Annotated in this window: 19 protein-coding genes, 1 pseudogene and 1 riboswitch; of the genes and pseudogenes, 18 read left to right on the top strand and 2 right to left on the bottom strand. The window is 38.3% G+C overall.

Features of this window, described 5'->3' with window-relative positions:
- Window positions 1-18 precede the first annotated feature (18 nt).
- Window positions 19-1,377: an ethanolamine ammonia-lyase subunit EutB gene (locus JBW_RS23165; RefSeq protein ID WP_007954856.1), complete on the top strand. Its 1,359-nt coding sequence runs from the start codon at window positions 19-21 to the stop codon at window positions 1,375-1,377.
- A gap of 14 nt (window positions 1,378-1,391) precedes the next feature.
- Window positions 1,392-2,159: an ethanolamine ammonia-lyase subunit EutC gene (gene eutC, locus JBW_RS23160; protein ID WP_007954858.1), complete on the top strand. Its 768-nt coding sequence runs from the start codon at window positions 1,392-1,394 to the stop codon at window positions 2,157-2,159.
- Window positions 2,160-2,312: 153 nt separating this feature from the next.
- Here the strand turns inward: eutC and JBW_RS23155 are convergent, their stop codons facing one another.
- Entirely contained in the window at window positions 2,313-2,690 is a 378-nt protein-coding gene (locus JBW_RS23155) for a pyridoxamine 5'-phosphate oxidase family protein (RefSeq protein ID WP_007954860.1), read from the bottom strand.
- Between the two features lie 249 nt (window positions 2,691-2,939).
- Between JBW_RS23155 and JBW_RS23150 the strand changes: the two genes are divergently transcribed.
- The 9 genes and pseudogenes from JBW_RS23150 to JBW_RS23115 all read left to right on the top strand — a co-directional run bounded on the left by JBW_RS23150 (window position 2,940) and on the right by JBW_RS23115 (window position 12,212).
- Window positions 2,940-4,358, top strand: a complete 1,419-nt coding sequence (locus JBW_RS23150) for a PLP-dependent aminotransferase family protein (RefSeq protein WP_007954862.1) — start codon at window positions 2,940-2,942, stop codon at window positions 4,356-4,358.
- Between the two features lie 234 nt (window positions 4,359-4,592).
- Window positions 4,593-5,633 (top strand): ABC transporter substrate-binding protein, encoded by a 1,041-nt coding sequence (locus JBW_RS23145; RefSeq protein ID WP_007954864.1) that lies wholly within the window; start codon window positions 4,593-4,595, stop codon window positions 5,631-5,633.
- 92 nt (window positions 5,634-5,725) lie between these two features.
- Window positions 5,726-6,841, top strand: coding sequence for an ABC transporter ATP-binding protein (locus JBW_RS23140; RefSeq protein WP_007954866.1), 1,116 nt, complete (start codon window positions 5,726-5,728; stop codon window positions 6,839-6,841).
- Window positions 6,834-8,489 carry an ABC transporter permease gene (locus JBW_RS23135; protein WP_007954867.1) on the top strand — a complete coding sequence of 552 codons (1,656 nt, stop codon included), beginning with the start codon at window positions 6,834-6,836 and terminating at the stop codon, window positions 8,487-8,489. Before JBW_RS23140 ends, JBW_RS23135 begins: the two co-directional genes overlap by 8 nt.
- Before the next feature lie 54 nt (window positions 8,490-8,543).
- Entirely contained in the window at window positions 8,544-10,244 is a 1,701-nt protein-coding gene (locus tag JBW_RS23130; protein WP_036680618.1) for a sensor histidine kinase, read from the top strand.
- A 47-nt stretch (window positions 10,245-10,291) separates the two neighbouring features.
- Window positions 10,292-11,098: a response regulator transcription factor gene (locus tag JBW_RS23125; protein ID WP_007954872.1), complete on the top strand. Its 807-nt coding sequence runs from the start codon at window positions 10,292-10,294 to the stop codon at window positions 11,096-11,098.
- On the top strand, window positions 11,098-11,268 hold the full coding sequence (locus JBW_RS26280; protein WP_419177830.1) for an HAD hydrolase family protein: 171 nt from the start codon (window positions 11,098-11,100) through the stop codon (window positions 11,266-11,268). The genes JBW_RS23125 and JBW_RS26280 overlap by 1 nt, the downstream gene beginning before the upstream one ends.
- Window positions 11,243-11,509: pseudogene (locus tag JBW_RS25900) on the top strand (HAD family hydrolase); the annotation flags it as partial. The gene JBW_RS26280 and the pseudogene JBW_RS25900, both read left to right, overlap by 26 nt.
- A gap of 127 nt (window positions 11,510-11,636) precedes the next feature.
- Window positions 11,637-12,212 (top strand): GDSL-type esterase/lipase family protein, encoded by a 576-nt coding sequence (locus JBW_RS23115; RefSeq protein ID WP_007954874.1) that lies wholly within the window; start codon window positions 11,637-11,639, stop codon window positions 12,210-12,212.
- 56 nt (window positions 12,213-12,268) lie between these two features.
- Here the strand turns inward: JBW_RS23115 and JBW_RS23110 are convergent, their stop codons facing one another.
- Window positions 12,269-12,466 carry a hypothetical protein gene (locus JBW_RS23110; RefSeq protein ID WP_007954875.1) on the bottom strand — a complete coding sequence of 66 codons (198 nt, stop codon included), beginning with the start codon at window positions 12,464-12,466 and terminating at the stop codon, window positions 12,269-12,271.
- Between the two features lie 269 nt (window positions 12,467-12,735).
- Window positions 12,736-12,822: riboswitch (cyclic di-GMP riboswitch) on the top strand.
- 447 nt (window positions 12,823-13,269) lie between these two features.
- Here JBW_RS23110 and JBW_RS23105 point away from each other — a divergent pair.
- The 7 genes from JBW_RS23105 to JBW_RS23075 all read left to right on the top strand — a co-directional run bounded on the left by JBW_RS23105 (window position 13,270) and on the right by JBW_RS23075 (window position 19,859).
- Window positions 13,270-14,661, top strand: a complete 1,392-nt coding sequence (locus JBW_RS23105) for a sensor histidine kinase (RefSeq protein WP_007954876.1) — start codon at window positions 13,270-13,272, stop codon at window positions 14,659-14,661.
- A complete protein-coding gene (locus tag JBW_RS23100) occupies window positions 14,654-15,307 on the top strand; it encodes an accessory gene regulator ArgB-like protein (RefSeq protein WP_007954877.1) in 654 nt (217 codons plus the stop codon). Before JBW_RS23105 ends, JBW_RS23100 begins: the two co-directional genes overlap by 8 nt.
- A 113-nt stretch (window positions 15,308-15,420) precedes the next feature.
- Window positions 15,421-15,564: a hypothetical protein gene (locus JBW_RS25080; protein WP_007954878.1), complete on the top strand. Its 144-nt coding sequence runs from the start codon at window positions 15,421-15,423 to the stop codon at window positions 15,562-15,564.
- Window positions 15,565-15,591: 27 nt separating this feature from the next.
- On the top strand, window positions 15,592-16,341 hold the full coding sequence (locus tag JBW_RS23095; protein ID WP_007954879.1) for a LytR/AlgR family response regulator transcription factor: 750 nt from the start codon (window positions 15,592-15,594) through the stop codon (window positions 16,339-16,341).
- Between the two features lie 372 nt (window positions 16,342-16,713).
- Window positions 16,714-17,223, top strand: coding sequence for a transcription termination/antitermination NusG family protein (locus JBW_RS23085; protein ID WP_268747871.1), 510 nt, complete (start codon window positions 16,714-16,716; stop codon window positions 17,221-17,223).
- Window positions 17,224-17,286: 63 nt separating this feature from the next.
- Complete coding sequence (locus JBW_RS23080; protein WP_007954881.1) at window positions 17,287-18,078, top strand: thioesterase II family protein; 792 nt, start codon at window positions 17,287-17,289, stop codon at window positions 18,076-18,078.
- Between the two features lie 80 nt (window positions 18,079-18,158).
- Window positions 18,159-19,859 carry a methyl-accepting chemotaxis protein gene (locus JBW_RS23075; RefSeq protein ID WP_007954882.1) on the top strand — a complete coding sequence of 567 codons (1,701 nt, stop codon included), beginning with the start codon at window positions 18,159-18,161 and terminating at the stop codon, window positions 19,857-19,859.
- Window positions 19,860-19,938: the final 79 nt, after the last annotated feature.

The following is a 19,938-nucleotide window of genomic DNA, read 5'->3' as shown; positions in this document are numbered from 1 at the left end:
AAAGAATAGGTGAAGAAAATGATACTAAAGACAAGGCTGTTTGGGAAAAGTTATGAGTTCAAAGATATAAAGGAAGTACTTGCTAAATCCAATGAGGAAAAATCGGGTGATATTCTGGCAGGTATTGCAGCCCGGGATACAGCAGAGAGAGTGGCAGCGAAGGTTGTTTTATCGGAAATGACCCTTGAGGATCTGCGAAATAATCCTGTAGTTCCTTATGAAAATGATGATGTTACAAGAGCCATTCAAGATGGAGTTGATCCAAACGCTTTCAGCATGATCAAATCAATGACAGTGGGAGCCTTTAGAGAATTTTTACTAAAATCAAGTGAGGATGAGATCGAAAATATCCATGATGGCTTAACTTCGGAGATGATTGCTGGCGTTACGAAGTTAATGAGTAATATGGACTTAGTATATACTGCTAAGAAGATACATAAACTTGCTACTTGCAATACGACAATTGGTGAACGGGGTACGTTGTCTTCACGATTGCAGCCTAATCATCCTACGGATGGTTTAGCCGGCATTATGGCTTCTACTATGGAAGGGATTAGTTACGGTATTGGTGATGCGGTTATAGGTTTAAATCCTGTAGTGGACACGATAAGCAGCATATCAGCTGTTTTACATAGTTTTAAAGATTTTATGGTGAAATGGGATATTCCTACGCAAAATTGTGTATTAGCTCATGTTACGAGCCAAATGGCTGCTTTGCAGAAAGGCGTTCCGATGGATCTGATGTTTCAGAGCCTGGCGGGCTCACAAAAATCCAATAAAGCCTTTGGTATAACGGTAAAACTCATGGATGAAGCCTATGAAGTCATGAGGGAAAAGAAGAGTTCCCGAGGTCCAAATTTTATGTATTTTGAAACAGGGCAAGGCTCAGAGCTGTCTTCAGAAGGACATCATGGTGCCGATCAGTTGACAATGGAAGCAAGATGCTATGGTCTAGCGAAACGATATCATCCTTTTTTAGTAAATACAGTAGTTGGCTTTATCGGTCCAGAATATTTATATGATGGCCGGCAAATGATTCGAGCAGGACTGGAAGATCATTTTATGGGGAAATTAACGGGTTTGCCCATGGGAGTGGATGTGTGCTATACCAACCACATGAAAGCCGACCAGAACGATGTAGAAAATTTAGCCTTGCTGCTTGCAGCATGTGATTGTACCTATTTCATGGGTATTCCTGGAGGCGATGATGTGATGTTAATGTACCAAACGACCAGCTATCACGATATTGCCAGCCTGCGAGACATTACGGGTAAGAAACCGATTCAAGAATTTAATCAAAGGATGGAAGAGCTTGGCATATTAGAAGATGGGAAATTAACTAAAAAGGCTGGAGATCCTTCCATCTTTACAGCTTAGGAGTGGGGCGCATTATGAATGAAATGATAAAAGATATATCCGTGGTCGATTATTATGAGCGGGTGACCATCGATAATCCTCGGGATACGGAAAGTTGTATCAGGCTAAAAAAGACAACCAATGCAAGAATTTGTTTAGGCAGAGCAGGGGATCGATGTAAAACCGAGACCTTACTGAAGTTTAGAGCGGATCATGGGGTAGCAATGGATGCAGTTTGGTCGGAAGTCGATGAAACGATTGTTGATCAGCTGGGATTTTTCAAAGTACAGACTCTGGTAGAAGATAAAGAGCAGTATATCAAAAGACCCGATTTAGGAAGAGTATTTTCACAGGAAACTCTCGATGGGATTAAGGGTAATTGTATTGAGAGTCCTGATGTGCAAATCATAGCAACTGATGGATTAAGTGCCTGTGCTATTAATGCCAATTTAGCAGATATTTATCCGATTCTAATTGATGGGCTAACGGCAAAGGGGTATACAATCGGTACGCCTATCTTTGTGAAATACGGCAGAGTCGCGACCATGGATCAAATTAGTGAAGCAATACAGGCGAAAGTGACGATTTTGCTGGTAGGTGAAAGACCAGGTTTGGCAACGGATGAAAGCATGAGTTCCTATATGGCTTATGAATCTAGCACCTTAAAGCCGGAATCACAAAGAACCGTGATTTCCAACATTCACCGTAAAGGTGTACCGCCGGTAGAAGCCGGCGCACAGCTTGTAAATCTAGTAGAAGTGTTAATTCGTGAGAAGAAAAGCGGTGTGGAGTTGAAAATATAAATAAAAAGGCAATATTAAACAGCCTGCTATAGATTAGGCCTTAGTCAATCGCTGACTAAGGCCTAATCTATAGCAGGCTGTTTTTTTAGTGAACGCAGTATTACTTGATGATGGCAAGCACCTTTTATGATGTTTAATCGGTGACTTGAGATTTTAAAGCATTTGTTTTGCAGAAGTTACTGTGATTTCTAATACTGCACGAATCCATGAAAATTTTTCTTTCATGAACTCGAAATCCTCACCGGATTTTATAAAACGGGTGGTTCCTTTCACAATGAAACCAGTTCCTTTTCCTCTGTAACCTTCGATTTCCCTGCTGGCGATAGAAAGAGTCGCATCGTTATGAGCACTAAGGTTTCTCTCTGTTTTAACAAAACCGGAAGCGGGAATCAATAGTTTATCATCCGGTGTAACCGTTATATAGCTATTCCAGGTATTCACTACATGAGGACCATCGTCGCCACTGGTAACAATTGAGATTGCTCCATCTGCGGGATGAGAAAGTACGTCCAATAATTTTTCGTTAAGCATAAAAATACATCCTTTCTGTTTAAAGTAAGAAGTTTGTTAGCGGATAAGATTATCCGCATTATTGTGCCCTCGATTCGATATTCATAGTATAAAATAAAACTACCCCCAATTACAGGGGCAATTCTCAAATAAAATATGGGGTCAGTTTTTTCTGAGGAAGGATCTCCAGCGCCTTGACACTCTAGATCACCCTAGATATAATGGCGATAGTTAAGAGCCTTGAAAATAAAGGAATTAGGGTGAAGAGTCATGTTTATATTGGACAATAAGGACCGTCAGCCGTTGCACAAAAAAATCTACAACCAAATTAAAAAACAAATATTATCAGGGGAATTGCTCCCGGCTGCAAAACTTCTATCGGTTAAGAATTTGTCTATTGAATTATCTGTCAGCCGCAATACGGTAGAGTATGCCTATCAGCAGTTATGTGCTGAAGGGTATATACACAGCAAGCCAAGAAGTGGATACTATGTTTCCTTTATAGAACCAGACGTCTTTCCAGCCTCTCAGGGCAATATCGATGCATCAGTGAGAAAAGTCTCTAAAGATAGAAAAACATATTCCTTTGATTTTCATCCTGCGTGTCTTTCGCCAGAGAGTTTCCCTGTCAACCTATGGCGCAAATTGTATGTGGAGTGTTTAAAGGAAGAGCCGAAGCAGCTTGCTTTTTATAGCAATCAGCAGGGGGATTTTGCATTGCGCTATGAGATACAACGATATATGTCTCGCTCACGGGGGATTTCTTGTGATCCAGAGCAAATCATCGTTTGCTCTGGGCTTCAAGACAGTCTTTCGATTCTGGCACCCATATTGAGAAAAAATCATTCTATCTTTGCCATGGAAGATCCCGGACACTTTATTCCAAAAGCTGTTTTTCGGAATCATTCCTTCTCTTTTAACCCGATACCAGTCAATTCCGAGGGTCTCGATTTAGGGTGTTTACAAAAGACCGACAGCACCATTGTGTATGTCACACCTTCCCATCAGTTTCCTTTAGGTCATGTTATGCCTGTGGCAAATAGACTACGATTAATTGATTGGGCGGAAACTGTCGGAGGCGTCATTATTGAAGATGACTATGACAGTGAACTGCGATACCAGGGCAAACCCATTCCTGCCCTGCAGGGATTGCATCCCCAAGGAAATATCGTTTATGTAGGTACGTTTTCTAAGGTATTATCGCCAGCTCTTCGGGTCAGTTATATGGTATTGCCTTATCGATTACTCGATGTTTATCGTGAGCTGTTTAGGGATTATGCTGCGAGTGTTTCTTTATTAGATCAGAGAACACTTTATAAGTTTATGGAACAAGGGTATTGGGAACGGCACTTGCGCAAAATGCGAAATGTATATAAAAAGAAGCATGATGCACTCATTCAATCGATCCAGCAGCATTTCGCCTCTCAAGCTCATATAATTGGACAGGGGGCGGGGCTTCATGTTATTTTAGAGCTATTTGGTAATTCCCTTAGTGAAGAGGAACTGATTCAGCGTGCTCAGGAAAGAGAGGTGAGACTGTTCCCCCTCTCTAGTACGTATCTGCATCATAGTGCTGCAAACTCTCAAGTCATGCTTGGATTTGGTAGTATGAATAGCAATGAAATTGATCAGGGAATTAAGCTATTATGTCAGGTTTGGTGCTTGCAAGATGGTGTATCGAAAATATAATAGAAAATTACTGCGAATGGGTTTATAGTCAGAATTACAGGCATGCATCGGAAGTATAATCTTAGAAGGAGCGTCTCTTCGCTTCTAAGATTATGTTTTGAATAATTGAAATATTTAGATAAATATAATAAAAGTTCATTATTTCTGATAGTTATAGATAATTCTGGGATTGTTCAGCAGAAATGGTTTATATATAATTTGGGTAGAGAGAACCACTTGAATGGAGGAAAATTAATGAAAAAGCTTATGTCTTTGATGCTCATTTTACTTTTTCCCTCTTTAATCCTTGTCGGCTGCAATGGTGGAAATACGAAAGCCACGACAGAAAAATCTGGAGCAGAAAAAACAGACAAATTAGTTATTTATTGTCCTCATCCGTTGACTTTTATCAATCCATTAGTAAGTGAATTTGAAAAACAAAGTGGTATAAAAGTAGAGGTTGTCGCGGCTGGCAGCGGTGAATTGCTAAAGCGGGTGGAATCCGAAAAAGCAAATCCGCTGGGTGATATTTTCTGGGGCGGATCACTTGGTACGATGAAGCCGAAAGCCAATTTATTTGAAAATTATACTTCAGCGAATGAAGATAAGATTCAGCAGGCGTTTAAGAATACAGAAGGTTCTTTGACTCGATTTACCGATATTCCAAGTGTAATTATGGTCAATACAAATTTAATTGGCGATATGAAAATGGAAGGTTATGAAGACTTATTAAATCCAAAATTAAAAGGCAAAATTGCCTTTTCTGATCCATCAAAATCTTCTTCTTCTTATGAACATTTAATCAACATGCTCTACGCGATGGGCAAAGGTGATCCGGAAAAAGGCTGGGATTATGTAAAAGCACTCTGTGCAAATCTAGATGGTAAGCTGCTTAGTGGTTCTTCAGCTGTTTATAAAGGAGTGGCTGATGGTGAATACGCTGTAGGTTGTACTTTCGAAGAAGGCGGTGCAAAATACGTTGCTGATGGCGCTCCCGTAAAATTGGTTTATATGAAAGAAGGAGTTATTTCTAAGCCAGATGGTGTTTACGTCATAAAGAATGCGAAAAACATGACAAATGCAAAGAAATTTATTGATTTTATCACCAGTAAAGATGCCCAGACTATTATTGTACAACAATTACACAGACGTTCTGTCCGTGATGACGTCGAACCGCCAAAAGGTTTGATTGAAAAGTCAAAAATCAATATTATCAACGATGATGAAAAAGTGGTTGTAGCCAATCAAAGGCAATGGCTAGATAAATTTAAAGACATATTTACCAGCGTTAATTGATCCGATCATGGTTGTTATACAGCCCACACAAATTATTTGTTGTGGGCTGTCAATCTATAAAAATGCCCGAAGTTTAAACGGAGGTTTTATCTATGAGTGTTGCAATTCATATTGACCATGTAATCAAAAGATACGATCAAGTAACGATTATCCCCAATTTATCAGCCCATATTAAAAATGGTGAGTTTTTTACGTTATTAGGACCTTCAGGCTGTGGTAAAACAACTTTACTAAGAATGATTGCAGGATTCAATAGTATTGAGGGGGGAGAAATCAAATTTGATGATTTGGTGATCAATGAGATTCCGACTCATAAACGTAATATTGGTATGGTATTTCAAAGTTATGCCATATTTCCTCATTTAACAGTACGGGAAAATATAGAATATGGTCTAAAGCTGCGCCGATTCGACAAGGCAGAGATTAAAACCAAAGTGGATGCTATTTTAAAAGCAGTAAAGATTGAAGAATATCAAGATCGCTTACCGGAACGACTTTCTGGGGGGCAGCAACAGCGGGTTGCTTTAGCAAGAGCCATTGTGATCCATCCCAATGTACTCCTTATGGATGAACCCCTTTCTAATTTAGACGCAAAACTTCGCGTAGAAATGCGCAGTGCCATTCGTGAAGTACAAAATCAAGTAGGAATTACCACTGTTTATGTAACTCATGACCAGGAGGAAGCTTTGGCTATTTCCGATAGAATTGCAGTTATGCAAACAGGCGTAATTGAGCAAATTGGAAAACCGCAGTCCATTTATACAAGGCCTTATAATGTATTTGTTTCTACTTTCATCGGCCATTCTAATCTATTTGTCGGCAAAATAAAAGTCGAAGATCATAAGACTTTTGTTTTGTTTCAGGACGGTTATCAGCTAAAAATGGATAATCTTAGCTCAGTAACAGATGGGCAAGAGATTATTATTTCTGTTAGGCCAGAAGAATTCTCAGTACAAGAAGATGGTATAGAATGCACAATTCATAACCGAGTATTTCTTGGTAAATATGTAAATTATACACTTGCTTTTGCTTCTGGTATGGTGATGAAAAATCAATCTGCAACTGAATTTTCACAAGACTTAGGCCATGCAGAAAAAGTGTTCGAAATTGGTGAGACAATTATTCTTCGGCCTAACAAAGCCAAAATCAATATTTTTACTGCGGACCAAAGGGTGAATTTAATTAGGGATGTGAAGCAGTATGAATAAGAAGCTGCTTACCTGGGATTTCTGGACATTCGTTACTGTCTCATCTGTTGTTGTATTTGGACTGTTTTTGATGTATCCCTTATTTTCATTGTTTATCAGCAGTTTCCTGGATCCGGCTACAGGGGTTTTTACAATGGAAAATTTCAGTAAGTTTTTCAGTAGAAAATACTACTATCAATCGTTGATCAATAGCATGTGGGTTACTACTTGTGTAACCATTCTATCCATCATGATTGGTACGGCATTAGCCTATTTGATGACGGCATTTAAGGTAAAAGGCAAGGGGGCAGTCGAAGTACTTGTGATTATCTCCATGTTATCACCCCCCTTTATCGGCGCTTACTCTTGGGTATTGTTAGGCGGGCGAAGCGGTATAATGACACAGTTTCTTTCTGACTTATTCCATATGGAATGGCCGTCTATTTATGGTTTTAGCGGCATACTCTTAGTACTTACGTTAAAGCTGTATCCCTTTATTTATTTGTATGTATCCGGCGCCCTGAAAAAGATTGATGCATCTCTCATTGAGGCGGCAGAAAGCCTCGGCTGCAGCGGCATAAAAAAGATAGTAACAGTGATTATGCCGTTGGTGATGCCCACACTGCTTGCGGGTGCTTTGATGGTTTTTATGAATGCATTAGCTGATTTTGGCACACCCATGCTCATTGGGGAAGGTTTTAACGTTATGCCAGTCATGATTTATTCCGAGTTTATTAATGAAGTGGGTGGGCAAGCCAATTTTGCCGCAGCCATGGCAACCTTAATGGTTATTCTTACAACAACGATTTTCTTATTGCAAAAATACGTGGTAAATAGGAAATCCTTTACCATGAGTTCCCTTAGGCCTATGCAGGCGAAAGGATTGTCAGGACTAAAGAATGCAGTTATGCATATCGCTATTTATGGGCTGGTATTGGTATCCGTCATCCCACAAGTTACAGTGATATACACTTCTTTTCTAAAAACAAAGGGTCAAATATTTGTATCGGGATTTTCTATGGATAGTTATCGTATCGTTTTTGACAATCTGGCTTTAGCAATTACTAATACCTATGTTTATTCCTTTGTTGCCATTTTGCTGATTGTTTTCTTCGGTATGCTTGTTGCTTACATTACGACACGACGAAAGAGCTGGCTTACTGATATTATTGATACTCTTACCATGTTTCCTTATATTATTCCTGGATCAGTTCTTGGCATCACTTTGCTCCTGGCATTTAATGAAGACCCCCTCATCTTATCGGGAACAGCAACGATTATCATTGTTTCTTTGGTCATTAGGCGCCTGCCTTATACCTTGCGTTCAAGCTCAGCCATTTTGTATCAAATCAGTCCAAGTGTGGAGGAAGCATCCATTAGTCTTGGTGCATCACCATTAAAGACTTTCTTCAAAATTACTGCGGTAATGATGATACCAGGGGTGTTATCCGGGGCGATTTTAAGTTGGATTACCTGTATTAATGAATTAAGTTCATCAGTCATCTTGTATACCGGCGGAACGAAGACAATGTCCGTGGCTATTTATACAGAAGTGATTCGTGCAAGTTACGGTACGGCAGCAGCACTGTCTACCATACTAACGCTGACTACAGTCATTGGACTGCTTCTATTCTTTAAAGTTTCCGGCAGCAAAGATATTAGTTTATAATAGAAATGTAAACACTTGTATGAGCGTAGTTGATATAGAGAATCGGGGTGAAACATGAGTAGAAAAGTGAACCACTTGAAGGATGAATTACGGCGAACTTTTACCATTTATGCACTAATCCCGATTTTTATTATTTCAATTATCGTATTTATACTTGCTTTTGCGTATTGGAATACCAATGTGCTGGAACGCAATCACAATCGATTGAATGCTAGTTGTGATATGATGAGTACAATGATTTCTAATTATTTAGATAACGCCAATGACATTGCTGGTCTTTGTGATATGAACGTGCTGCGTGATAACAAAACTGCAAAGACAAAAATGTATGAAAAATTATATCAATATACCAGTATGATAGGTGTACACACTGATTTTTATATTTTTGATGCTCAGATGAATCGGCTAATTTCAAATCAAATAGAAGATCCGGAATTCGCCGAGTTGGCAAGGATTGCAGACTGGGGTATTATAGGGCAAATCAAGAGAGAACCAATGGCACCAATCTTTACTTTTACGAATTCAATTCACCGCTTTGACTCCCAGATGGATCTTATAATTGGTAAAGCAATACTGGAAGAGGGCCAGATCACTGGCTATGTTCTTTTTGTTGTGCCGGCCGCACAAATTCTAAGTGCGATGATTAATCCTGATGTGCATATTGTTGTAAAGGATCGTTATGACTATATGCCAATTTGTACAGATGATTTTTTTGGTGCTGCTATGAACAAAATGAAACCTGAATTTCAGCATGCGAATGGATATTTTTCTTTTGCAGATACAAAGTATTATAGCAGCAAAAAAGCAATTCTAGACGGAGAATTAATGGTGTATGCGTTTACTTCTATCGGTGGTATCGTCAGTCAGTTGGTAAACACAGTGATGATTCTCATTGGAGTATTAATAATATTATCCGTGTCCATCGTTATCAGTGTAAAAAAGCAAGTGGAAGAAAAGACGAAAATGATAGATCAGCTTGTGGAAGCATTTTCGGCTGTGAAACAGGGGAATTTGGATATGCGTCTTCATATCAATACCAATAATGAATTTGAAATTATCGGTGAAGCCTATAATCGAATGCTTTTCAGCCTCAAAGAGCTTATGCAAACCAACCATGAAAAGGCACGAGCGACGATTATTTCTGAAATTAAACAGCTTGAGTCACAATTTAATCCTCATTTTTTATTTAATTCATTAGAAAATATCAAATTTATGATTAAATTAGACCCTGCTGCCGCCAGTAAAATGATTATTGCCTTGTCAAATATATTGCGCTACAGCATTAGTACCAGCAGCAGTGAGGTAACCATTCAGGAAGATATGGAATATACCCAAAGTTATCTCGATATTCAGAAATATCGATTTGGTAATCGGCTGAATTATATTCTTCATATACCAGAAGAACTGAATCATTGCAGTGTTCCTAAATTGCTGATTCAACCTATTATCGAAAATGCAATAAAATATGGTTTTCACGATTGTCAGCATATGCTGGTGGAAATTGAAATAAAGATGATTGAGAGCGCGCTTATACTTACGATTACTAATAATGGTACTGCAATTGATGAACAGTCACTTAATGAGATTCGAGCGATGCTGATATCACCTGCAAATGTTTCGCAGCATTCAGGATTATATAATGTCAATCGGCGGATTCAGTTGATGTATGGTGATTCTTATGGGTTGGAAATTGTCAGCAGTTATTGTGAAGGAACGATTGTAAAAATTGTTTTGCCCATTCATAAAAAACAATAAATGACGGTTACCGCTTTTTTGGCTGAAATAAAAGGAGGTAAACTCATATGCTCAAGGTATTGATTGTCGAAGATGAAGAAATTATACGCAGAGGACTTGTTTACACAATTGACTGGCTGAGCATGGATTGTATGGTGGTGGGCGCAGCAGAGAATGGTAAAGAAGGACTTGCTATGTTAGAGCAATATGAAATCGATCTGGTTATTGCAGATATCATTATGCCCCACATGAATGGCATTGAAATGTTGGAAAAGGCCAAAAGTATGGAGATTAAACCATTTAAAAGTATCATTTTGACAAGCTATGCCAATTTTGATTATGCGCGAAAGTCGGTATATCTGCAGGTATCAGATTATTTGCTTAAACCTGTAGATGAAGATGAACTTAAAAATACAATCAAGAGAATCAAGGAAAGTATGGAAGAAGCCAAGGTTTATTCTAATATTATTGCACTTACCAAAAAACGAGATATTGGTAAACTTGTAGATTGGGATGTATATCTAAATGGGGATACCCTAAAAAATAGTTATGTTGCACAGGCGCTTTATAAAATTCGTGATCATTATCATGAGAAGATCAGTATTGATTCGATTTCCGATGAATTAGACGTAAGTGCCAGTTATCTAAGTCGTAAGTTTAAAGAAGCAACATCACAGACTTTTTTAGAATTATTGACACGATTTCGTATTCAAAAGGCGATTGGTCTATTAAAAAAAGGGACTCATCGGGTATATGAAGTTTCTAATTTGACAGGCTTTAGTGATTATAAGCATTTTTGTGCGGTATTTAAGAAATATACAAAAACCACTCCTACAGAATTTGTTAAGCATAGTGGCTGTATTATTCATAAATAGTGGAAGGAGCTGAAAATTTGAAACCATATCGGGATTTTATTCTTATTTCAGATTTGGATGGAACCCTTGCCAGCAGTGAGCACAAGGTTTCAGAAAAAAATAAGAACGCCATTGCCTATTTAAACAAATCAGTTTTTTTCTGCAGTTACTTATTTAGAGATTGTTGGTAAGCATGTTTCAAAAGGAAATATGCTTGGTGAATTGCTGAATATGGAAGCATACCGCTTAAAAAAAGTGATTGCTGTGGGTGATTTTGAAAATGATATTGAAATGCTGCAGCTTGCTGATTGTGGAGTTGCACCCGCCAACGCCCAAGAAGATGTAAAAAAGATTGCAGATAGGGTTTCTGTAAGTAATGATGATGATGTAATCCATGATATTATTTATCGTATTATGCCAACACTGTTGTAAAGATTTTTAAGAGACTGGGCAGAGTGGTGAGAAATAGTGAATTACTTAGCCGGATAAAGAGGAACATTATCTTGTTTCGTTAAATATAGTAGTATGAACGAACATAGATAGGATGGGATGAAATCACATGGAACATATAGAGAGTAAAATAGTTGCCATCGGTGACTCCATAACCTATGGTTTCCCCTACACATCGAAAGGTTCCTGGTTTAACCTGGCGGTAAAGCAGCTAAACATAGAGCATATGAATAAAGGAATCAATGGTGATACCACCGATGGCATGCTGGAGCGTTTTTATAAGGATGTTTTACGTCAAAAGCTGTCCCATGTTATCATTATGGGAGGCACAAACGATGCTTATGCTGGGATAGCTGTTGACGAAGTGATAAACAATCTTCAAACCATGGCAGAACTGGCGGTAGATAATACGATAATTCCAATCTTTGGTCTGCCCATTCCTTGTAACGATGTGGCTGCAGAAAGCCTGCTTGGGCAGTATCGAGAGCAAATATGTAAATATGCTGCTGAGAATAATATTGCAATCATTGATTTTTATGGGGCAATGGTAGATGAGGGCAGCGGCAAGATAAAAGAAGGGTTACATTCTGACGGTATACATCCAAATGAAACTGGATACAAAGTGATGGCTGGTGTGGCTGTTGAATTTTTTACGGAAATGAAAATACTTCTGATTGGCAGATAGATTTTGAAGGAATGAAAAGGACAAGGAGTACTGATGATGGTACTCCTTGTCTTTTATTATGAGTCCAATATAGTCGTTTCAATTCTCATATCTTCGATAGCATCATTATAAACCTGTGATACCTGAAATGTATTCACGGCTTCATCAGATTTAACCTCAATGCTATGACGAACACTAATATCCCTGGAATAGAGAGATTTCATTAACCTTGCAGGAACCGCCAGGAGCATCAGAATCTTACATAATGGACGCATAATCCCAAATCCTTTCTATCGTATCATCTAGTTTACATAATAAATATTTTATCATACAAATGAATAGTCGTCACTATATAAGAGGATAGTATAAGTTTCCAAATTAAAACTCGGAGCAATTTGCCGTACAGCTAGGAAACATCAATATTAGGTAATCTTTTATCAAAATAGACCACAGGGGCATAAGTCCTTTTGTTTGTAAATGTCGCAGGACGTAATTCCTAAATAAATATTGACATAATTTGCTAAAAAATGTATAATTTGTACAATAAAATAATGAGCAAACTCATCGAAAGGTGAGGACGCAAAGCCATGGATCTAGAGGGTTCTAAACCTATGATTGCCAGGTTGCAACTTGAAAAAAAGTGAGACTGGATGTCTTGCTTTCTATTTTTGTTGTCTGAAAAGCATGAACGATGTCTTTTCTTAAAAGGAAGGTTGAAATAAAAGCAGTTGTTTAGCTATGGTCTTGGCTTTACGGTCTATATTTCCATTGAATCGTTATGTTACTATTTGTCTTTTGTGGTTAGGTGCTTGCTGCTTATTCAAAGTTTTTTGTCATCGTTAGTTGTTATCAGTACTATTCTTATCAGGAGCATGGGGAGGCGGCCGAAGCAGCTTTTATCACGGTAAATACGATTTTGCCGATTGTTACCCTGATTATTGTGGGGGAAGTTATGGTTTCCTATCTTTGAAAGCATCCCAAGAAATATTTTTATAGAAACATCAAATGACGTATTCCATAGTGAAAATATTTATATATGGACCAATAAAGAAGTCTACTGTTTTGAAGGAGGGCAGAAATGCCAAAGCTTAACTTTATTGTTATTCTCGTTTATTCTTTTCCAGAAGCACTGATATTAGGGTGGCTATGTTTGTCACTTCTTGGCATCAGACCAACGTTTCGTCAAATCTTACAGATCGGATCTTTGCAGGCAATTTTTGCTGCCTTTCTGTTTTTGGTTGTCGGCAAATTGATTTCCATTCCCTTTGGCGTTCACACGATAATACAAATGGCATCTCTTATGGGAATAATATACAGTACCATGCCAATTTCATATAAAAAGAGCATGCTGGCTGTTTTTTTGGGATGGAGTGTCTTTACCTGCATTGAAGTCTTGACGGTATCTTCATACATTTTTATAACGGGTCAGCCCATTGCTATTTTAAGTGAAAGCAACTGGTGGTCTCGGCTTCCGTATTTTGCCTCAAAACTAATGATTAACTTATTGCTCATTCTCCTGATTCGCGGGGTTAGTATTCGGTTGGCAAATATATGGGAAAAAATAGGAAACAAACAATTTCTATGGATCGCGGGATTGCTATTTACCCAAAGTATATTAATTGACCTTTTTTGTTGGAAATATCTGCTTCAATACATGGGACTTCTTCCTCCCTTTTATTTCTATTTTTATTTTGCTATTATAAATATAGTGTTACCAATTATTACAATAATTGTTGTTAAACAATTTGTTACACTTACTAAAAGTGAAGTTGAGTTCAAAGTACAGTTGGATAACCTTCATTATGTGGAAGGCTTGCTACATACGATGCGTATACAGCGTCACGATTTTACTCACGAACTGCAGGTGATCTATGGTTTGCTGGAGGTAGAGGAGTTTCAAGAGGCCCGGAACTATTTGAGAAAGAGTGTGAGCGAAGTCGTTGCTACTTCTCAATTGGTGAAAACCGATAACCTAGGTGTGACTGCGTTGCTATATGTCAAGACTGGTTTGGCGGAAGCGCGCAAAATTGACTTGCGTATTGCAGTGGAAACTAGCCTGCAACAGTTTCCCCTGGAAGCACGAGATATTAATCTAATTCTGGGAAATTTGATTGATAATGCTCTGGATGCGGTGACTGAACTGCCGATACCGGAAAGAAAGGTAGAGGTTACTATCGGACAGGACTTGGCAGGCTATGTATTGGAAGTGAAAAATTACGGACCGCCGATCTTGCAGGATGCGATTGACAAAATATTTGCACCGGGTTTTTCAACCAAAGGGGAAGGAAGAGGTATGGGGCTTTACAGCATTCAAAAGCTGGTACATAAATACAATGGCAAGATCAGGGTGAGGAGTGATAGCGAGGGTACGTGTTTTCAGGTTGTGATTTCAGGAGATCAGCCATTAGGCAAGCCGCAGAGGGTAAAACGGAGTTTTTGGTTTTTGGGGGGAGGAGTAAAAAATGGTTGAAGTAAGAGACGTTGCCGCGGGTATAGCGCACTATTTAGGGAAGGAATTACAGCTTGACGTTAAAAATACGGATATGGTACGGTTTGGGGTGGAGCTTTTCTTAGCTTTTCTTGTCGGCTTTGGGGTCCTTATTGGTGTTGCGTGGGGGCTTGGAATTTTACCTTACGTACTCACTGCCTGGTTTACGCTTAACGGTCTACGAATTATTTCCGGGGGAGCCCATGCATCAAGTCTATTTCGCTGTACGATAATAGGCACTGTCATTTTGACGGGGATTGGTGAGCTGGCTTTTCGCTTTGGAGCGTTGGCATCACAGGAACTGCTGTTATCCTTAGTGGCTTTTTCTATGATTGTAGGCGTCTATGTCATATACAAGTGGTCACCTGCCGATACGCCGGCAAAGCCTGTTGTTTCGGCTGTGAAAAGAGCGCGCTTTAGAAGGTTTTCTTATATTTTCACTTCTGTTTGGGTCGTTGGAATGAGTGTATTGATCTTCTGGGGAGGGTCTCCGATAATTTTTTCTCTTGTTATGGCAAGCATTGGGGGGTTCTTGCGGCAAATTTTCAGCATCACTCCCGCCGGTTACCGATTTATCGCCGCTGTAGAAATAGTGTTTGATAAGTGTGCATTCCCCTTTAGACAATAAAACAACCTTTTTGGACAAGCGTGCAGAGCGATTGAACAAGGATGCTTGTGATTAATGTGTCGTAATTCTATACTGGAAATAGTATTAATTTGTATTAAGAAAGGAGGGGATGTATGGTGCAGAATCTTAAAATGAAATTACTTAATTATTCGGCTTCTTTAATGATGTCTGTGGCGCTTGCCGGTTTTTTCATCATGTGTGGTGGTGCAGATTATCAGCCGGTAGTACCGGAACATATGCTAGAACGTGAAGAATAGCTCAAGGAATGAAAGGGTAATTTTCATATGCTAAAAATCATTATCGCCGACGATGATCCTTTAATGCGGCGGGTGTTAAAAAACGTCATTGAGAAGCTGCCAGGGATTAGTATTGTTGGCGAAGCGGGAAACGGGCGTCAGCTCGTTGAGATGGTGGAGGAACTGGAGCCGGAAGTTATATTTTTAGATATTGATATGCCAGAAGTAAGCGGCATTGAGGCTTCGAAAGAAATCTTCGATATTAATCCCAACATTTTTCTCATCTTTGCGACTGGTTTTAATTGCTATGCTCGTGAGGCTTTTGAAGTTTACGCATTTGATTATCTAGTTAAGCCTTTTGACTTAGAACGGATTCGGCAAACGGTGAAACGAATTAAAGAATTGAAAATAGAAAGAGAACAGGTTGCTGTTTTGAAGCGGGAGAGAACGTTGAGTAGAGACGAAAATCTCAAACTTAAAGTTCTATCCAATGATAAAAGTACGTTTATCAACGTTCCCGATATTATATTTATTACGCGCAATGAGCGTAAAACCATGATTCATGTTGTAGGAGATATGGTTGTCCAAACCTATGAGCCTCTTCTAAGATTTGAAGAATGCTTAGAAAAGCACCGCTTTTTCCGCTGTCATAAGGGCTTTATCATTAATCCAGATATGGTGATGGAGCTTTCCCCCTGGGGTAATAAAACCTATTTGGTTAAGTTGGCCAATACAAAAGAAACAGCATTAATGACCTTGGAACACGCCAAAGAGTTTCAGAGCCGCTATTGTATATAGCCCAAAAATCTTTATCACTAGGCGAATCCCCCCTTAATGAACAAGCAGGATGCAATGTTCATTAAGGGGGGATTCTTGTTGTTCCTTTCGATAAAACAAATATTTTCATTCAAGCTAAGCGACATTATAATCGCTAAAAATGTTTCTTCTGACAATATCTATAGAAATGAAGTGGGAATTCTGGTAGAAATAAGTAGAAATAGGAAACTAATGGATGGATTGTTGTTATGTATATTTAATAAAGGAAAGCAAAAAATTCTCCTGAATTTTCACTGCGGAGGCGCGTGAAAAAGATCAGGGGAAAGTTATAATTTGCATTGCATGAGGTAGTTTTTCAACTCCTCAATGGTCTTTCATACTATTTTTTAGGAGGTGATAGTTATTGAATGGTATGTATTGCGCACGGTTTGTGGTAAGGAGGATGCAGCTTTAACTATGTTACGAAAACTGTTTCCTGAAGTTGAGCTTATTTATCCTAAGAGGAGGATCAGCTGGCGCAAGCAAGGAGCCGTTATCGGGTTAGTAAGACCGTTGTTTGATGGCTATTTGTTTATTTCATGCCCTAGAGAAAAGATACGAGGATTTGACCAATTATTGCGGATACGCAAATTGAATATTGCTTGGTTAGTATATAGCGGCGAAGCTCTAGTCCCGATACTGAATGAAGAAAAAGAATTAATTCAGAGACTAATGGGGAGTGACGGAATTGTCGAAGTGAGTACAGTCGTAAAACATGATGAACAATTACAGATACTGAACGGACCTTTAGTCGGATTAGAACATATAGTTAAAAAGGTTTCCCATAGAAACCGACGCATTACAGTAGAAGTATCTATGTTAGACGAGAAAAGAAAGATAGAGCTAGAAGGGATTTTAATATAATAGATAGGACGCTTTACGGCGTTTCTTTTTTTTGTTAATTAAATATTAAAAAAGGAGATTATTATGAGTAAAATGCACATGTCAAATACGTGGATTCCGTACAGAAGACCAAATATCTACCCTCATTTACGTCTTTTTTGCTTTCCTTATGCAGGAGGCAGTGCTTCAGTTTTTCGTGATTGGATTAATTCGTTTCCCCAGGAAATAGAAATTTGTCCCATACAATACCCCGGAAGGGAAAAAAGGATTTTAGAATCGCAATTTACATCAATGGAACCTTTAATTGATTCTTTAGTCAGTGTACTATTACCAGAATTAAATATTCCATTTGCCTTTTTTGGACATAGTTTAGGTGCTTTAATTAGCTTTGAGTTGACTCGGCGACTGCAAAAGAAAAGGATTAGTCCTGTTCATTTGTTTGTATCTAGTTATCGCGCCCCTACAATTGTAAAAAGAAAAGCACCCATGCATTTACTGCCAGATGCCGAGTTTATCGAGAGATTACGTGAATATAACGGTACTCCGGATGCAGTATTACAAAATAGTGAATTAATGAAGGTATTATTACCTTCACTCAGAGCGGATTTCGCACTTCATGAGACATACGTATACTCATCTGGTATTCCGCTGGATTGTTCTATTTCTGCTTTTGGCGGAATAAAAGATTCCGAAGTCAACTATAACGATTTGAAATTATGGAAAGAACAGACTATAGGTAACTTTAAAACACGAATGTTTCAAGGAGATCATTTTTATATACATAACGCTGGTAGAGAATTAGAGAATTCGATAATCAAAGACTTAGCGATTGGTTATCGAAGATATTTTATGAATCGAGAATGTAAAAGCAGCTAAATATTTACCCAATAAACGTTTATATGCAACGATGCTACAGGTATTACAAATAACTTAAAATATCACGAGGAGAATTTAATATGTTTAAGGGAAAAAGGATTTCATTATTAGTGCAAGTCATCAGTATATATGCTTTAATTATTACTTTGTTTATCTCATTGGCGATTCTTTCAGTTTATAACTTTAAATTCGTAGCGGATGAGGTAAACGGAGTTTCAGCTCATACGGTGCCGCGAATGCTACAGACGAAAGAAGCTCAGAATTTATTTACGAATGCGTTATTAAATATGAGAGGCTTTATACTGTACGCTGATGGAGCAGTTTACGAAACTAATTACCGAAAGGATATAAGTAAAGCGACAAAAGAAGTGCAAGCCTATAGAGAAACTTCAAAAGAAAAAGATACCCAAGAACAAAGTGCAAAATTACTTCAAGAACTGCAAGAATATCAAGTTCTAGGTGAAAAAGTAATTCATGCTAAAAAAATAAATGCTTCGAATCTTGCTGAATTAACTACTCAAGGAAGGGATTTAGTAGATCGGATTAATGCTGATTTTTCTATACTATCTGAAATTCAAGGGGAATACTTTAATACTAAATCAAATGCAATGGACAAGCATATCGATGAAGCAATCGTAACAATACAAATTGCTTCGGTAATAATTTCCATTTTATGCATAATAATAGCACTTTTTTATACCAAACGATTATTAAAGCGTATTTCTATATTAAATGACGTTGTAGTCCAGATAGGAGAATTAAATTTGACATCGAGTCATTACAAAAGATCAATCAATGATGAAATTGGTGATATGCTAATTCGCCTTGAGGCGACGAAGGCACATGTTCGTGAGACCGTCATTCTGATTCAAGAATCATCATCCACGTTAGCGGCTTCTTGTGAAGAATTAACAGCTACAACTGATGCATTCTCACGGTCGGCTGAATCAATTTCCATAAACGTAACTGATATTGCCATAAGTGCCAGTGAATCAGCATCGAGTATTACTGATATTTCAACAACGATAGAAGAGGTTTCAGCTAGCGCGGAAGAGCTAAGTGCAGGAACATTGCAAATAGACAAGAATACCCAAGATGCAGTAGTAGAATCACAAAAAGGTATGAAATTACTAGAAGAAGTAGTAAACCAAAACGAAACTATTTCCAGTTCTATGGAGAGTATAGGGAGCGCTACACTTGCTTTAAATAAATCATCAAAACAGATCAAAACGATTATTGATGTGATTTCCAATATTGCGGGTCAGACCAACTTACTTGCATTAAATGCTGCAATTGAGGCCGCACGAGCCGGTGAAGCAGGAAAAGGTTTTGCTGTGGTTGCTGAAGAGGTTAGAAAGCTTGCTGAGCAATCAGAGAATTCAACGCGCGAGATTTCTTCTATTATCCAGAATATTAGTGATGAAATAAACAATATGACAGAGATATCAAACATTGCATCGATCGAAACAGAAAAAGGTAAAGAAGTTGCATTTAATACAAAAACAGGTTTTCAAAAGATCATTGAACAACTGGAAAGAGTTAGTAGTAACATTAAGGAGATGTCTCAAGCATCTGAAGAAATTGCTCAGGGGACACAGGATACTGCTGGAAGTATTCAAACAGTTAGTGAAACTACTGCGTCTACTTCCGGTAGGACGCAAACTGTAGCAGCAGCTACAGAAGAGCAAACAGCCAGTATGGCAAAAGTGGCTAGTAATATTGCAGAACTGGCTAATATGGCCATTAAAATGAATGAAAACGTGAGCAGATTTAAACTTTAAACCGGAGAATATAAAACATAGATAGAAAGCGCCTTAAGGCGTTTTCTTTATTTATGTGGACTGGGAGAAATAGGAATTT

The organism is Pelosinus fermentans JBW45 (assembly GCF_000271665.2).
Lineage (GTDB): Bacteria > Bacillota > Negativicutes > DSM-13327 > DSM-13327 > Pelosinus > Pelosinus baikalensis.
The sequence above is the reverse complement of the archived record's forward strand: the minus strand, read 5'-3'. Positions and strand labels throughout refer to the sequence as shown.

Excerpts from the sequence above, each read along its gene's own strand:
- JBW_RS23165 (WP_007954856.1), top strand. The coding sequence starts at position 19 with ATGATACTAAAGACAAGGCTGTTTGGGAAAAGTTATGAGTTCAAAGAT.
- eutC (WP_007954858.1), top strand. The coding sequence starts at position 1,392 with ATGAATGAAATGATAAAAGATATATCCGTGGTCGATTATTATGAGCGG.
- JBW_RS23155 (WP_007954860.1), bottom strand. The coding sequence starts at position 2,690 with ATGCTTAACGAAAAATTATTGGACGTACTTTCTCATCCCGCAGATGGA.
- JBW_RS23150 (WP_007954862.1), top strand. The coding sequence starts at position 2,940 with ATGTTTATATTGGACAATAAGGACCGTCAGCCGTTGCACAAAAAAATC.
- JBW_RS23145 (WP_007954864.1), top strand. The coding sequence starts at position 4,593 with ATGAAAAAGCTTATGTCTTTGATGCTCATTTTACTTTTTCCCTCTTTA.
- JBW_RS23140 (WP_007954866.1), top strand. The coding sequence starts at position 5,726 with ATGAGTGTTGCAATTCATATTGACCATGTAATCAAAAGATACGATCAA.
- JBW_RS23135 (WP_007954867.1), top strand. The coding sequence starts at position 6,834 with ATGAATAAGAAGCTGCTTACCTGGGATTTCTGGACATTCGTTACTGTC.
- JBW_RS23130 (WP_036680618.1), top strand. The coding sequence starts at position 8,544 with ATGAGTAGAAAAGTGAACCACTTGAAGGATGAATTACGGCGAACTTTT.
- JBW_RS23125 (WP_007954872.1), top strand. The coding sequence starts at position 10,292 with ATGCTCAAGGTATTGATTGTCGAAGATGAAGAAATTATACGCAGAGGA.
- JBW_RS23115 (WP_007954874.1), top strand. The coding sequence starts at position 11,637 with ATGGAACATATAGAGAGTAAAATAGTTGCCATCGGTGACTCCATAACC.
- JBW_RS23110 (WP_007954875.1), bottom strand. The coding sequence starts at position 12,466 with ATGCGTCCATTATGTAAGATTCTGATGCTCCTGGCGGTTCCTGCAAGG.
- JBW_RS23105 (WP_007954876.1), top strand. The coding sequence starts at position 13,270 with ATGCCAAAGCTTAACTTTATTGTTATTCTCGTTTATTCTTTTCCAGAA.
- JBW_RS23100 (WP_007954877.1), top strand. The coding sequence starts at position 14,654 with ATGGTTGAAGTAAGAGACGTTGCCGCGGGTATAGCGCACTATTTAGGG.
- JBW_RS25080 (WP_007954878.1), top strand. The coding sequence starts at position 15,421 with ATGGTGCAGAATCTTAAAATGAAATTACTTAATTATTCGGCTTCTTTA.
- JBW_RS23095 (WP_007954879.1), top strand. The coding sequence starts at position 15,592 with ATGCTAAAAATCATTATCGCCGACGATGATCCTTTAATGCGGCGGGTG.
- JBW_RS23080 (WP_007954881.1), top strand. The coding sequence starts at position 17,287 with ATGAGTAAAATGCACATGTCAAATACGTGGATTCCGTACAGAAGACCA.
- JBW_RS23075 (WP_007954882.1), top strand. The coding sequence starts at position 18,159 with ATGTTTAAGGGAAAAAGGATTTCATTATTAGTGCAAGTCATCAGTATA.